General features: G+C 35.0%; 15 protein-coding genes. 6 read left to right on the forward strand and 9 right to left on the reverse strand.

The genetic code is table 11. The features are described 5' to 3' along the window. Positions 1 to 16: 16 nt before the first annotated feature. Positions 17 to 940: a mechanosensitive ion channel family protein gene (locus tag ACK1JC_RS03045; RefSeq protein ID WP_409510377.1), complete on the reverse strand. Its 924-nt coding sequence runs from the start codon at positions 938 to 940 to the stop codon at positions 17 to 19. Positions 941 to 949: 9 nt separating this feature from the next. Next, complete coding sequence (locus ACK1JC_RS03050) at positions 950 to 1,771, reverse strand: hypothetical protein (RefSeq protein WP_409510378.1); 822 nt, start codon at positions 1,769 to 1,771, stop codon at positions 950 to 952. Between the two features lie 100 nt (positions 1,772 to 1,871). Here ACK1JC_RS03050 and gspE point away from each other — a divergent pair, with 100 nt between their 5' ends. After that, positions 1,872 to 3,359 (forward strand): type II secretion system ATPase GspE, encoded by a 1,488-nt coding sequence (gspE, locus tag ACK1JC_RS03055; RefSeq protein ID WP_409510379.1) that lies wholly within the window; start codon positions 1,872 to 1,874, stop codon positions 3,357 to 3,359. Positions 3,360 to 3,663: 304 nt separating this feature from the next. Here gspE and ACK1JC_RS03060 read toward each other — a convergent pair whose 3' ends face one another. After that, on the reverse strand, positions 3,664 to 4,353 hold the full coding sequence (locus tag ACK1JC_RS03060; RefSeq protein WP_409510380.1) for a hypothetical protein: 690 nt from the start codon (positions 4,351 to 4,353) through the stop codon (positions 3,664 to 3,666). A 45-nt stretch (positions 4,354 to 4,398) separates the two neighbouring features. On the opposite strand from ACK1JC_RS03060, the gene ACK1JC_RS03065 reads away from it, so the two are divergent. The 5 genes from ACK1JC_RS03065 (at position 4,399) to ACK1JC_RS03085 (ending at position 8,389) form a co-directional block, all read left to right on the forward strand. Further along, positions 4,399 to 4,788 (forward strand): DUF2345 domain-containing protein, encoded by a 390-nt coding sequence (locus ACK1JC_RS03065; RefSeq protein WP_409510395.1) that lies wholly within the window; start codon positions 4,399 to 4,401, stop codon positions 4,786 to 4,788. A 9-nt stretch (positions 4,789 to 4,797) separates the two neighbouring features. Then, positions 4,798 to 6,204, forward strand: coding sequence for a hypothetical protein (locus ACK1JC_RS03070; RefSeq protein ID WP_409510381.1), 1,407 nt, complete (start codon positions 4,798 to 4,800; stop codon positions 6,202 to 6,204). Between the two features lie 741 nt (positions 6,205 to 6,945). Further along, entirely contained in the window at positions 6,946 to 7,275 is a 330-nt protein-coding gene (locus ACK1JC_RS03075) for a hypothetical protein (protein WP_409510382.1), read from the forward strand. Continuing rightward, positions 7,272 to 7,703 carry a hypothetical protein gene (locus tag ACK1JC_RS03080; protein ID WP_409510383.1) on the forward strand — a complete coding sequence of 144 codons (432 nt, stop codon included), beginning with the start codon at positions 7,272 to 7,274 and terminating at the stop codon, positions 7,701 to 7,703. Before ACK1JC_RS03075 ends, ACK1JC_RS03080 begins: the two co-directional genes overlap by 4 nt. Positions 7,704 to 7,984: 281 nt before the next feature. After that, entirely contained in the window at positions 7,985 to 8,389 is a 405-nt protein-coding gene (locus ACK1JC_RS03085; protein ID WP_409510384.1) for a hypothetical protein, read from the forward strand. 434 nt (positions 8,390 to 8,823) lie between these two features. Here the strand turns inward: ACK1JC_RS03085 and ACK1JC_RS03090 are convergent, their stop codons facing one another. From ACK1JC_RS03090 to ACK1JC_RS03115, 6 genes are all read right to left on the reverse strand, one after another. After that, positions 8,824 to 9,249 (reverse strand): organic hydroperoxide resistance protein, encoded by a 426-nt coding sequence (locus ACK1JC_RS03090; RefSeq protein WP_409510385.1) that lies wholly within the window; start codon positions 9,247 to 9,249, stop codon positions 8,824 to 8,826. A 99-nt stretch (positions 9,250 to 9,348) separates the two neighbouring features. Continuing rightward, a complete protein-coding gene (locus ACK1JC_RS03095; RefSeq protein WP_409510386.1) occupies positions 9,349 to 9,936 on the reverse strand; it encodes a hypothetical protein in 588 nt (195 codons plus the stop codon). Between the two features lie 85 nt (positions 9,937 to 10,021). After that, a complete protein-coding gene (locus tag ACK1JC_RS03100; protein ID WP_409510387.1) occupies positions 10,022 to 10,846 on the reverse strand; it encodes a carbon-nitrogen hydrolase family protein in 825 nt (274 codons plus the stop codon). Between the two features lie 31 nt (positions 10,847 to 10,877). Next, positions 10,878 to 11,402, reverse strand: coding sequence for an anti-anti-sigma factor GigB (gene gigB / locus ACK1JC_RS03105; protein ID WP_409510388.1), 525 nt, complete (start codon positions 11,400 to 11,402; stop codon positions 10,878 to 10,880). 113 nt (positions 11,403 to 11,515) lie between these two features. Then, positions 11,516 to 12,484: an RsbU family protein phosphatase GigA gene (gene gigA / locus ACK1JC_RS03110; protein ID WP_409510389.1), complete on the reverse strand. Its 969-nt coding sequence runs from the start codon at positions 12,482 to 12,484 to the stop codon at positions 11,516 to 11,518. Positions 12,485 to 12,629: 145 nt separating this feature from the next. Further along, positions 12,630 to 13,562, reverse strand: a complete 933-nt coding sequence (locus ACK1JC_RS03115; RefSeq protein ID WP_409510390.1) for a VacJ family lipoprotein — start codon at positions 13,560 to 13,562, stop codon at positions 12,630 to 12,632. Between the last annotated feature and the right edge of the window lie 436 nt (positions 13,563 to 13,998).

A 13,998-nucleotide genomic window follows, 5' to 3' on the forward strand; every position in this document is an offset into this window, starting at 1 on the left:
ATCAAAATTCTAAAATTTATAACTTAGGTTCACGCTTAATTTCTTGTGTATTGGCATAGCGATCTAAATCTTCATCGGTTAATGGTTGTTGAGGTGTTGGACGATCTACAAAACCAATTTTAGGGACTGGAATCTCAATTTGATTATCTACAAAGCGGTTACGAATTAGCTCATGAATTTCATCTTTCACTTGTAAATAATTATTTTGCTTACACCAAAGGGCAAACGTGATCTCAATCGAAGATTCAGCAAAAGAAGAAACCGTGACACGAGGCTTAGGGTCGGCTAAAACCAATGGATAGGCTGTGGCAATATCAATCAGCACGGAACGCACTTTATTGATATCTTCATTAAAATTGATTGGTACAGTGAGTGTAATCCGTCGAATCGGAAACTTTGATAAATTATGGACGGGGGCACGAATCAGTTGTTCGTTTGGTAAGCGTACGTAAACATTGTCCATAGTGAGTAATTTTACCGATAATAAGTCAATTGAAATAACTTCACCTTCAATCGTATGACCACGAATGAGGGTAATTTGAATGGTATCGCCAATTTCAAAAGAACCTTCACCAATAAGGAATAAACCACTAATTAAATTTGATGCAGAGGTTTGTGAGGCAAAACCCAAAGCAACGGTTAAAATCCCTGCTGCGCCTAAAAATACACTGAGTTTAAAACCAGCCTCTTTCAGGCTAGTCATTACAAAAATCATGAAAATAAAGTAAAAAATACCACGTCGCCATACAAGACGTTGATGGGCGTTAAATCGGACGCCAATTGTGCGAATAAAAGCATTAGAAATGAGACGGGCAAGAAAAAAACCAATCACACATAAGACAAGTGCAACTAAAATTTCACTTAGCCGATCTGTATTGATATTGGTAAATACACCTTTAAAGCTATCGAAAATATCTTTAGGAATCGTTGAGTTGGACATATAGGACTCCTAAAAAAATGAATCGAACATATTAAATAATGCACCACCTGGTGCACGAGGTGGATGTACGTAAACAACTTCACCTGCAAGTGGTGGTGTGCGATTTTCAATTTTAATTCGAGATGGACGATCACTTCCTTCGTATAACACTTTAATTTGTGATGTCCATAAACGACCTGTACTTTCACTATAAAACAGAGGTAATGCAGGAACAGGAACATTCATACGGTCAAAGCGTAATTGATGGCTGCTGACATTATGAAAATCAATTGGTGTCACTGCACGAAAAGCGCGAGGACGCAGTAGCTTTAATTCGGTACGACCATCAACAGAAGTGGCATAACACATGTCACCTGTACGATGATCTGGACCAAACCATGTATCTTTTGGCTGAATGACGGGAATATCGAACAATGGCTCTTTTTGTGCCTGAACATAGCCTGAAATCCACAGTGGGGTACTAATATACAAAGTCCCTCGTTGTCCTGCGGGAATATAAATTGGATCGACAGGACGAATCACCACAGAGCGATCCGCAAGCCGTGGTAACAACTGAAACGTATTGTGCGTTTCACGGAACATATAGCGTTCAACATGGACAGGCTGTGGAAAGGCAAAATTAACATCTTGAATGCTATGCCATTGTTGCTCATAGTCGTACTGAAATTGCGGACGATAATATTCCAGTCGCCATTCCTGTAAACCACGGGTCAAGCGAAGCATCATCGAGCCAAATTGCCATGCTTTGGATTGATGGAGCTCAAAATGCTGATCGCCCCACCATTTTAAATTGGGCAATTCAGGTTCAAGAAGTTCATTCGTTGTCAACAAAAGTGCCATTCCTATATTGAATTCTTTTAAAAAACAGGCTTCACGCTGTCATGCGCATAGCGTACACTCAAAGCAATTTTAATCATTAATATAACTTGTAATGCAAGCACTGAAACAATTACAAATACCTTATAGTTTTGCGAAACGACACGGAGTGTTGCTACGTTATGAAGGCGATCAAGTCTTTATTGTCCGTCGTCAGGATACTGCACAAATTGCGATTCAGGAAGCACGCCGTTACGTTGGACGTGTGGCACAGTATCAATTATGTTCAGATACCGATTTTAACAATATGCTCAGTTCAAGTTATGCAGGTGAAACGGGTGAATCACAACAAGTTGCCGCAGGTTTAGAAGATCATCCTGACTTACTTAGCCTTGCTGATCAAGTGCCAGAAACTGAAGACTTGATGGATCAGGAAGATGATGCACCAATCGTTCGTTTAATTAATGCATTATTGTCCGAAGCAATTCGTGTGAGTGCATCCGATATTCATATCGAAGCTTTTGAAAAGAAACTTTCGGTTCGCTTACGTGTCGACGGTCAACTACGTGAAATTGTTCAACCACGCCGTGAGCTTGCACCGCTTTTGGTTTCACGTATTAAAGTTATGGCAAAACTTGATATTGCTGAAAAGCGTGTGCCGCAAGATGGTCGTATTTCTTTGCGTCTTGCAGGGCGTGAGGTCGATGTCCGTGTGTCAACATTGCCATCTTCGCATGGCGAGCGTGTAGTTATGCGTTTGCTCGATAAGCAAGCAGGGCGTTTGAACATGACTCATTTGGGTTTGATGAAACCTGATTATGATCGTTTAACGCAGTTGGTACATCGTCCGCATGGGATTATTTTGGTGACTGGCCCTACAGGTTCGGGTAAAACCACGACGCTTTATGCTGCACTTTCTGATTTGAACGATGGATCTAAAAATATTTTGACCGCTGAAGATCCAATTGAGTATCAACTCGAAGGGATTGGGCAAACGCAGGTCAATACCAAAGTAGATATGACTTTTGCTCGTGCGTTAAAAGCCATGCTTCGCCAAGATCCTGATGTGGTGATGGTCGGCGAGATTCGTGATTTAGAAACGGCTGAAATTGCAGTCCAAGCGTCTTTAACAGGTCATTTAGTATTGTCAACGCTACATACCAATACAGCTATTGGTGCGGTAACTCGTTTAAAAGATATGGGAATTGAACCATTTCTTTTGGCCAGTTCTCTTATTGGCGTAATGGCACAGCGTTTGGTGCGTACTTTATGTTCACACTGTCATACGTTCCGTGAAGCCGATGATTTTGAAAAAGATATTTTTGAAAATGTTACAACGGAACATACTTTGAAGTTACCTGTACCACAAGGTTGTGATCATTGCTCACATACAGGGTTTACAGGTCGTACTGCGATTTATGAAATTGTTCCTGTTGATGAAGCGATGCGCCGTTTAATTCATGGTCATGCAGCAGAGTACGAGCTTGAAGAGTATGCACGTCAGCAAACGGGTTCAATCCGTGATGATGGTTTACGTAAGGTGTTGGTAGGTAAAACTACAATGGAAGAGGTTTTACGTGTAACGAATGAAGCCGCGGAGTGATGTGTTTGTTTACTGTCCTAATTAAAGTTGTGGGACAATGATTAAATCCTATGTGTGAAACGCAAAAAATCATTAAAAAAGCGCAATCGGTGGAGATTGGGCTTTTTTATTTTGTGTGAAATATTGATTAATCACATTTAAAATTTTGTTTCGCATAAGTGTATTGTGGTGGTTTTAGCAAAATTTACATATAAAAAGAGTTTCCTGAATGATTGGAAAAATTGCTACTTTGGGCCACTAAAATTTAACATTTTTATATTTATTTACTAAATTTTTCCCAATAATTCAATTTTTTAGAAATTAGCTATACTAAAAATAAATTTGGAACATGTAAGGCAAGGCTTTTCCCCGTACTACAAGATTGGATATATAGATCAAATGAGGTTGTAATACTGGGGTCAATTTGAGCATGTACTCCAAAAACTTGTTTGAGCTGTTCTATGTAATACGTAATAAACTCTATTTCACTATCAAAACTCGATAGACTTCTTAAATTACCCTGAAAATTTTGTAGACTACTCATATCGGGTGGAATATTAAAACATGTCACATCTACGCTAAAAGACTTAATTTGATACATTTCAGGTTGAATAATTTTTTGCCCATTTTTTTCAATTTCTTTAAAAAATGGTTCAATTGGAATGAGGTAGAGTAATGTTTCTAAACCATCAAACATTGAGAAGATAAGGCTATTATTGATCAATATTTTCTTCGGAACACCTTCTAAACTTCGTTTTTCTATTTCCTTATAAATCACATCCATTTGTTTCAATGGTCGCCCATCAACTTCAAATTGAATAAAGTAATCAGCGATTCGATTCAGAAAAAGCATTTCCCCTGTTCCCGCTATTGCTCCTCGACTCCAGAGTTTTATTTTTTGTACATCATCATGTGCCAAGTGCAATATTTTTGTTTCTACATCATATGTCATTGCTCTTTTATCCGCTGCGATCAGAATACAGTCATCTAAATGTGCGGCAATAATCATAGTCATGTTTCAATTACTCCAATTTTTGTTATTTTATGATAAATTAATTGAATTAATTCACATAGAGTAATAATAATGGCTGGTGGTTCTCGTATTGTTATCAATGATCAAGGGATTACCATCTCTACAAACGGAAAAATTATTTTTCAAGCAGGACAACATAAATTTGAAGGCGGACAGAAAGTAAACGTCCAATTACCTCAGATGCCAGATGCACAGAATCCCTATGTCCTACAATACCTCGTTAAAAATAAAGAAAATATAGCAGTATCCAATAAGCCTTATATTTTAATGGATGAAGACGGTAATATTCAGCGTGGCTTAACCAGCGATGATGGATTTATAAAACTTAAAACAACCCCATCGGCCCAAACTATCGTCACAAGAATAATGATGAATGATGTTGAAGAAGCCAACGAAGAAGAAACAGACGAAGAATAGGTTTGAGATATGCACTACAGTCGTTTAAAACTTACAGTACAAGCACCTTTAAAACTAAAGGATTTGACTTGTAAGTTTGTCGTTATTAATAATAATACCAAGAAAAAAATTGAGTTTGAAGAACGATTTAATGAGCAGGGTTTAACTGGATGGACTGAAATTTATAATTTGAATACTAGTTTAATTTATGAAGTTTATTTACGTGGAGAAATTCTTCAAAAAATTTCTGTAAAACCATATAAAGATAAAAAAACACATAGCGTTTTTACCATCAAAGTAACAGCTGAAATGACGAAAAATGTAAAAGAAAACATTAAAGAAATTTATTTAAATGATGGTGAAGTTGCTTGGTATTTAATTAAAAAGACTGAAACCATGCTCGATTGGGCGAAAAGAGTGTTTAAAAAGTCTTTGATTGCTTCTGACTGGGACATTCTTCGAGCAAATAATCCCCATATATCCAATATGGCACCAATTCGATTACTAACACCAGGAATGGTGGTTGTTCTTTCCAACTCAACAACAGCAAAAGAGCTACCACAATATAAAAAAGATGCTCAAGAAGCCCAAAAAAACTTAGAACAAATGAAAAAAGACAAGGACTTCGATGCTGAGTTCTTTGCCCAAAACTATGAGTTTTTTTATGATGCCCTTAATGACAGTAGAACTGAAATAACAAATACAAATATTTTTATAAATAATGATCATCCTTTAGTTCAGAAGTTTGATAATACACAAAATGATAGTGGTGTCGCATGGGGAGCAATCGCAAAAGGCGGTATTGATGGTGTATTAAGCTTTACTGATGGAGCTACCCAACGGATGCATAGAATCCATGGTGAATTAGCGTTAAAAATGGCTGAGGAAAAGGCAAAGGGATCTTCTTTAGCGAATCCCAAAAACTTCAAAGCATTTAGAAAAAAATATGCACATCTATATGACGAACTAAATAGAGAATCTGCAAAAAAATTATTTAAATGGGATCAATCAATTAAGACCAATAATATGCGACGTATGATTGGTCAGTCATCTCTTGCTAGAGGAGTGACTTATAAGGGCGGTATGAAAGAATATGTTAAAAAAATGACTGAACTCGGCAAGATGAGTAAATCCATAAAAGGTGGAGGATATTTGTTTCTAGCTTTAGATATTTACAATGCAGGTGATGCAATTGTAAATGCTAAACCTGAAGAAAAAGCCAGAACAACAGTAGTGGAAAGCTCTAAAATTGCAGGTGGTCTGGCAGGTGCTGCATTCGGTAGCTTCGTTGTTATAACAATTGCCTCTGGGGGTACTTCACTCATTGTTTTAGGAGTGGTTGCGGGAGCTTCGGCCTTACTTGGATGGAGTGTTGGTGAGGTTGCGGGATGGGGATCTGGAAAAGCTTATGATATTATTGAGGAAAAGATAAATTAAATGGATATCTTTTTTACTTTACTTACAGAGATTCCATTAATATTTTTTGGTTTTTTGTTTCTAATAATTTTCTTTTTATCTTACTTAATACAATACAGTTATATTTCTTATAACTTAAAAGGTATCTGTAAAATTATTTTTAATGATGATAAATATTTTAAATTTCCATTAGAACCGTTTAATTGCTTTTTTATTAGTTTATTACCTGTTGTTTTTTGGAGAGAAACTCTAAATATAAAAAAAGGAGTTAATTTTAAAAAACTTTATGGACAACAATTTTATTACCTAATAAATAAAACTCAACTGAATGAGATGCTAATAAAGTATCCTAAATTATTTTATATTCAATACATAATTTATGCATCAAGCATCTTGTTTTTTTTATTTGGTGGACTTGCTTATATTTTAGATAAATATTTTTAAAAACTAAATTACATTCTAAAAATGCGACTATAACTCTGTCGTGGTTCATTCTTTAAAATTACTCACTTTTATTTCTAAAACCTGTAATTGTTTGATCAGAGCCTTGTTATTATCTTGAAGTTCCGTAATTGTTCGCTCAATTTATTTACTAATCGTACTAATTTGTTTGAGTTCTCATTTCTATTTTGGCTGTTTGAAGACTCTCTAACGGACTCTTGATTACCTTCTAAAGTCCAAAAAAATGATAATCTATCAAATAATAGTGGTGTTGCATGAGGAGTTGTTGGTAAAGGTGGCATAAAAGGTTATATCGACAAAATGAGTGAACTTGGGAAAATGAGTAAATCTATAAAAGGTGGAGGATATTTGTTTCTAGCTTTAGATATTTACAATGCAGGTGATGCAATTGTAAATACTAAATCTGAAGAAAAAGTAAGAACTACTGTTGTGGAAAGCTCTAAAATTGCTGGTGGTTTAGGAGCTGGAGCTGTAGTAAGTTTTATTGTTGTAGGTCTTGCAACAGGCGGAACAGGTTGGGTTGCTCTAGGTGTTGTCGCTGGTGTTGGCGCTTTAGCAAGTTGGGGATTTAGCGAAGGAGCAGGATTTGGGGCGGGTTATATTTATGATAAAGCGAGCAATAGAAAATGAAACACTTCTTCAATCTACTAACCACAGACTATATATTTACTTTATTTGTGTTTGGATTTGTATTTTTATTTATTTTCTTTTTATGTTCATTTTTCTTATATGTCTATATAAATATTAATTTAAAAAATATATGTAAAATTATAGTTGATGATGAAATGTGGTATAGAACACCTTTAAGTCCCTTAACATTTCATTTGTTAAGTGCATTGCCAATAGTTTTTGGGAAAGAATATTTAAATATTAAATATAATATTAAATTTAAAAAATTATACTCAAAAAATTATTATTTTGCGCTCAATGAAAGTGAATTAAAGGAATTGATAAATAAATACCCTGTTTTTTTTAATACACAGTATTTTATTCTATTTTCAGGAGTTTTATTTATTCTTTTTATAGGTATTGCTACAATTTTAAGTAAGTTTTTATAAAAATACATTTAAATCCTAGACGAGTAGAGTGGAATTGAGTTAATAGAGCTAGTTGTTAGAAAAGACTATGATTTTTTTAATGATTAATGAGAATAAAATATAATGAATAAACTCTTATTGTTCATAGAAATAATGCCATTAATATTTTTGTGTATTGTTTTTTTCATTCTTTTTTCTGTTTTTTATAGTTCAATATATTTATATTTCTTATAATTTAAAGGATATCTGTAAAATTATAGGAACTGGCGCCGATAGAAGTATAGAAAGGATGATCAATTAAAATGTTAGAAAATTCTTTTGAAATAATTTTTGCAGTTGTTGGCTCTCTTTGGATTTCTTGTTCATTAATATCCAGCTTTAAAAGTTATGTATATGTTAAGAAAAATCTTAATTCATTATCTAAATTACTCTTTGGTAATCCTAAATATTTTAAAAAATTAGATCTAACTAATTTCTTTTTAATACAGACAACAACAGGAATCATTGCAGCAGCTAGATTCAGAGAACTAAAAATACTAAAAAGAGATACGGTTTTTTCTAAAGGGTTATTTCCATTAGCACCTAACCTCAATGATAAAAACCTTAATCTATTATTACAAAATCATGGCGATTGGTATAAATCTGTTGTACAAAATATAATTTTTTCTTCTATTTGCTTATCAATTTTAGCCATATTACTCTTGTAGTTAAAATGAATATTAATTAACTTACATGCTGAACCCACGACTATAACTCTGTCATGGTTCATTCATTCTTTAAAATTACTCACTTTTATTTCTAGGACCTGTAATTGTTTGATCAGAGTCTTGTTTTTATCTTGAAGTTCCGTAATTGTTCGCTCAATTTATTTACTAATCTTACTAATTTGTTTGAGTTCTCATTTCTATTTTGGTTGCAGGCTCTTGATTGCTTTCTTGATGTTTTGATTGTCCTACCGTGTTACTACAACTGCTTGCGTAAATAGACTTAACTCAGTAATCATGACTAGATAAACATAATGGACATTATGTTTAATAATTTTATTAGAAATCAATTAAAGTGTCTATATTATAATCAAGAAGCCGACTAGAAAAAAAATCGGCTTATTTGAAGTAAAGCTATTCTAATGTTTGATTTGAAATCAAACAATTACATTCAAAGTCACATCAATATTGCCACGTGTTGCATTTGAGTATGGACAAACAATATGTGCAGCATCAACTAGTTTTTGTGCTTCTGTTTGCTCCAAACCTTCTAAATGAATATTTAAAGTCACTTGAATCCCAAAACCTGTTGGAATAGGGCCAATACCGACATCACCTTCAACAAAAACATCAGGCGTAATTTTCAAATGATCACGATTAGCTACAAACTTCATTGCACCTAAGAAACATGCAGAATAGCCCGCAGCAAAAAGCTGTTCAGGGTTAGTACCACCACCTGCACCGCCCATTTCTTTAGGTACTTTCAACTGAATATCTAAAATACCATCTGAAGATGTTGCACGACCATCACGACCACCAGTTGCTTTCGCATGTGCGGTATAAACCACCTTTTCTAAAGACATTTTTATATCCTAAAATATTTATTTGAAACACTATCCTGTATTAAAATGCAGAATTAATAAGCAGTTTTTTTGTAAATATAATGTCTAAATAAAAAAGAATTAAAGTGGACCTGTATTATTTCTAAAATCAATCAGATATTGCCCATTTTTTTGCTTTTGAATCTGACTAAAAGAAAAGGTTTGAGGCATTTCTTCTGTACCTTTAAGCATGTATTCAGTATTGATTTTAAAGGTCTTGGATTTTTTAAATTGTTGCTCTAAAGCAGTAATACCATCTAAATAAAACTCACGATCATCTTGTTGAAAATAAACAGCAATTTTACGTAACTCTTGAATTAAACAACTTTGACAAAGTGTATGATTTTTTTCAATATAGGTTGAATTTAGCATAAGCTGAATGTTGAAACCATAAGATTCACAACCAACATGTTCAAGTCGTATAGTTTGCTTATTTTCGAGTTGTGCTGTTTCTAAGCCATATAAAATAGGGAAATCATCAGTCGTATTTTTAATTGAAAATGTATGATTCTGAACTTTATTCTTTAAAAGTACTGGTTGGGCTAAACCTCGAACACATTCTGTTTCTGAGTTTTTTTTTGCAATTGCATACAGATCATTTGATTTTGCAAATACCGAGCCACAAGTGAACGAAAGAAATACAGGTATAAGGGGTAAAAATATTTTCATTGTTATCGCTTTAAAGTTGCAATGAAAATATTAAAAATGAGTTCATGAAAAAACTCAAGACTTACGTTTTACTTTATTTAAAACTTTAGAGTTGAATTAATTGTCGATGTTGCATAAGTGGCATTGATGCACGTATGGTATTTTGTTCTTCTAAATCAAAAGGTACAGTTAAAAGTCGGGTACCTTCATTATCTGTAATTTGTAAAATTTGTCCACGGGAGTTGGTTGCTCCTGCATGCCCCCAAGTTTGGCGCTTTTCACCATGCCAACCTTGCTGCGCTGCGCCTAAAACTTGACATTGACTATCCATAGCGCGTGCTTGGAGTAATAACTGCCAATGCATTTCACCTGTTGTATGGGTAAAAGCAGCAGGGGCAGTCAAAATATTTGCACCATGCGATCTAAGCATCAGTGCAAGTTCAGGAAAGCGTAAGTCATAACACACCATTAAGCCAATATTGCCAAAGGGTGTTCTTGCCACAACGACATCTGTACCAGGTTCAAAAAACTTAGATTCTTGATAACCACCGACTGCGTCACCAACTTGCACATCAAACAAATGAATTTTGTCATATCGTGCTTCGGTGCGTTCAGGGCTAATACATAAGCTCACAGTACGAACACGACCATCTTCAATGATTGAACCATCAGGACGAAAAGGGCATGGGAGAGTACCCGCAACAATCCAAATTTGATGTCGATACGCTAAGTGTTCAAGACGTTGTTGAAATTCTTCGAAACGCTCAGCTGTATCGCGTTGTTTACCAGCGGCGAAACAAACAAAATTCTCAGGGAAAACAACCAAAGATGAACCTAAAGCTTTACTTTTTTGAATCAATGATTCAATGACCATGAAGTTTGCTTCAATGTCATTTTGAGAATTCATTTGAACAACGGAAAGTAAAGTCATGCTCTATCCTTGAAATATTTTGGAAGAATAGTTAAGCATTTTGCTTATCAGCAGATATACAGTCCATCGTATCTTGCTGTTTTTCAAGTTGCTTCACCAATGGCTCAAACATATTTTGATTATTTTCATTGAGTTTCATGAGTGTTCTATGTGCATCTAATACCGTGCATAGCATTGTATTGTTTGTGATGTTGTCATCAATCAGTGCTTTAGTACAGACATTAGGATCACCACAGTAATTTAAAATGACAAAAACTTGCCCTAGCCCCATGCTATTGGCTAGAGTAGAAATATCGGGATTTGTAGAGAGCATTACTGCTTGAACATGGTGGATTTGTCTAAGTTTTAAGCCTAGTTTAGCCAAAATACCTAAAACAGTACTGTCAATAAAAGTAGTTTGGGTTAAATCAACAAGTGCGCCGGTAACGTTTTCTTGCTGTTCAATTCTCGCCAAAAGTTTGTCTAAGCTTATACAAGACTGGGCTCGCACTTCACCAATGAGTTTGAAGATATGCGTTCCATTCAAGCTTGCATATTCAACATGACCTGTTGACATATAAATGCCATTTGAAGAAAAGGATTTGAAAATTATCACATAGCGCAACTCGATACTCAAGCATTTGCATAGGTATAAATAGTCTATAGTGATGTAGGTTATTGATTATAAATCTAATTCATTCTTCTGAGGCTGAGGATGGCAATATCATCCGCAACGTGATCTGGTGCACGGAATGATTGATTTTGCAAATGATAGACCAGTTGAGCGAACTGTTCATTCAAACCGCCACTATATGGTTCGAGTGCACCATCGGAGCAAATAATGAATCGTGCATGCTTAGTCAATGTTGTCGTAAATTCTTCAACTTCGAGGTCTTCTGTTAGACCTAATGGAAAGCTACTGGTATTTAAAACACGAGGGGCTTGATTTGGTTCAAAGATAATAGGTGGAGGATAATGACCTGCACTAGACCATTTTAAGGTATGGGTTTCGAGGTTTAGCGTACCTGCAACCATTGTAATGTGTTTTTCAATATTTTCTTGAACTAACATACCATTGAGTTTTTTGATTAATTCTCGTGGTGTTTTAGAGCGACCATGAAATGCAGCCATCCAAGAAGTGAGGAGTGAGCTTGTTACACCATGGCCAGAGACATCAGCAAGATAGAAAATAATTTCTTTATCGCTTATTTTCCAATAATCATACCAATCACCCGATAAATAAGCCGAAGGTTTAAATAACGTTTCAACTTTATAATTGAGTAACTCAATTGGATTAGGGAGTAATTTTTTTTGTAGTTCCGCTGCAGAAGGTAAATCACGACTATCTTGATTGCGTTTATATTGAGCATCTATTTTTTGTAAAGATTGTTCAGGATCGTTTGGTAAACGATTCCAAATCCATCCTGCCAATGCACCCAATTCCCACGCTTGAGAAAGTTCAGAACCTTCATTTTCATGCGCAATAACAACAGTAGGTAAAGACCATTGATGTTCCAAATAGTCATGTACATCCGCAATTGCAACAAGTGTAGAGTCACATTGCCCAAGATCTTCGATGCGGATCATTTCTAAACTCGGAAGTGCATTTAGAACAGCATCTAAATGGGGGATAAGTCGAGTGGGTTGAATGAAATACATAGAATGAAATTAAAAACCTGAGCGTTGTAAAATAAATATATTAGACGATGTCAAATCAATCGCCAAGTATTGGCGTAAAACAAAAAAAAATTACGCCAACATTAGCTAAATCGTATTTCTTAAAATAGTGTAAGAAAATATTCAATTATTTTTTTGAATTGCTATCTACGTCACTGTCGTCATCCTGCTCATCAACAAAAGAAACAGTTTCTTCACCATTCCCTTTTTTCTCAGCAATTTTAAATGCTACACGTTGTAGGTAAATGTCACGAATAGATGCGTACCTATCACCTTGTAAGACTTTATCTACATCAAGTAAGTTCGATCGGGCATCAATAGCACTCATTATTGTATGCCCCCAAGCTAATTCAGTTTTATCATGATCACCTAAAATGTAGGTCATCGGTTTAGCATAACCTTCAACTGGATAGTCTAAAGCTGCACGAAACGAACTTGGTCCCATAATAGGTAACATTAAATAAGGGCCACTTGGTACGCCATAGTAGCCTAAGGTCATTCCTAAGCTTTCTTCTTCTGTAGGTAATCCAAGACGACTTGCAGGATCAGCCAAGCCTAAAGATGTCACTGTATTAATAGTAAAACGGCCCAATGATTTGGCTGCACGGCTAAAACGACCTTGGGCAAGTTGATTGACGGCATTCCATGGTTCAGACATATTTTTACGGAATAAACGATATGAGCCACGAACTTCACCAGGTACTTTTTCTGAGTATTGAACTGCTAAAGGACGAGCAATATTACGATCAAGCATGTCATTAAAAGCAAATACCTCACGGTTTAGCGGTTGCAACGGATCTTTAATGCTGTCGTCTTGTGCAGCATTTGCATCAACTTTTAAGTTTTCTGCTTTAATATTTTTCAAATCTTTCAACGCATCAAGACGCGGATGTTTATTATGTTCTGTTGTGTTTACCACATCTGTTGGTATAGGTTCTACAGCATCGTTTTCAGCTGAATCACTTATTGCTTCAGAAATGATAGCTTCTTCTTGCGCGAAAGCGGGTGCAGCGAAAGCAAGAGAAAACATACTTGCCCATAAAAAATTAAAACGATGCATAGGAATCCTTTTTTGCAATTTTCTTTGCCATAATGATTGGATTAAAAAGAGTTAAAACTATCTTAACAGGTGTAACCCATAATGTATTAAAACAAATATGGTTAAAAAGTGTGAATAAATATGATAAATGGGTATAAAATAACCACTCAAACACGAATTAAGAAAATAATTTAAAAAAGGTATTGCGTGGTATAAAAAATACTGTAGAATGCACATCCATCGGCGGTGATGAAGATTAAAACTCCTTGATAAACAAGGACTTGATTGAATTGATTAAGTTTGGTTTTGAAAAGAAAGTTTAAAAATAATATTCATTACCTGTTGACTTTTTAGAGATAGAGAGTAATATAGCCGACCTAGCTTGATGATGACGAATCATTGAGAAGATCATTAAGAATATATGAAGAACAACTTGTGTGGATTTTTACTGGTTAAT

It is taken from the genome of Acinetobacter sp. TY2, assembly GCF_046269225.1.
GTDB lineage: Bacteria > Pseudomonadota > Gammaproteobacteria > Pseudomonadales > Moraxellaceae > Acinetobacter.

Excerpts from the sequence above, each read along its gene's own strand:
- ACK1JC_RS03045 (WP_409510377.1), bottom strand. The coding sequence starts at position 940 with ATGTCCAACTCAACGATTCCTAAAGATATTTTCGATAGCTTTAAAGGT.
- gspE (WP_409510379.1), top strand. The coding sequence starts at position 1,872 with ATGCAAGCACTGAAACAATTACAAATACCTTATAGTTTTGCGAAACGA.
- ACK1JC_RS03060 (WP_409510380.1), bottom strand. The coding sequence starts at position 4,353 with ATGACTATGATTATTGCCGCACATTTAGATGACTGTATTCTGATCGCA.
- ACK1JC_RS03070 (WP_409510381.1), top strand. The coding sequence starts at position 4,798 with ATGCACTACAGTCGTTTAAAACTTACAGTACAAGCACCTTTAAAACTA.
- ACK1JC_RS03075 (WP_409510382.1), top strand. The coding sequence starts at position 6,946 with ATGAGTGAACTTGGGAAAATGAGTAAATCTATAAAAGGTGGAGGATAT.
- ACK1JC_RS03080 (WP_409510383.1), top strand. The coding sequence starts at position 7,272 with ATGAAACACTTCTTCAATCTACTAACCACAGACTATATATTTACTTTA.
- ACK1JC_RS03085 (WP_409510384.1), top strand. The coding sequence starts at position 7,985 with ATGTTAGAAAATTCTTTTGAAATAATTTTTGCAGTTGTTGGCTCTCTT.
- ACK1JC_RS03090 (WP_409510385.1), bottom strand. The coding sequence starts at position 9,249 with ATGTCTTTAGAAAAGGTGGTTTATACCGCACATGCGAAAGCAACTGGT.
- ACK1JC_RS03095 (WP_409510386.1), bottom strand. The coding sequence starts at position 9,936 with ATGAAAATATTTTTACCCCTTATACCTGTATTTCTTTCGTTCACTTGT.
- ACK1JC_RS03100 (WP_409510387.1), bottom strand. The coding sequence starts at position 10,846 with ATGACTTTACTTTCCGTTGTTCAAATGAATTCTCAAAATGACATTGAA.
- gigB (WP_409510388.1), bottom strand. The coding sequence starts at position 11,402 with ATGTCAACAGGTCATGTTGAATATGCAAGCTTGAATGGAACGCATATC.
- gigA (WP_409510389.1), bottom strand. The coding sequence starts at position 12,484 with ATGTATTTCATTCAACCCACTCGACTTATCCCCCATTTAGATGCTGTT.
- ACK1JC_RS03115 (WP_409510390.1), bottom strand. The coding sequence starts at position 13,562 with ATGCATCGTTTTAATTTTTTATGGGCAAGTATGTTTTCTCTTGCTTTC.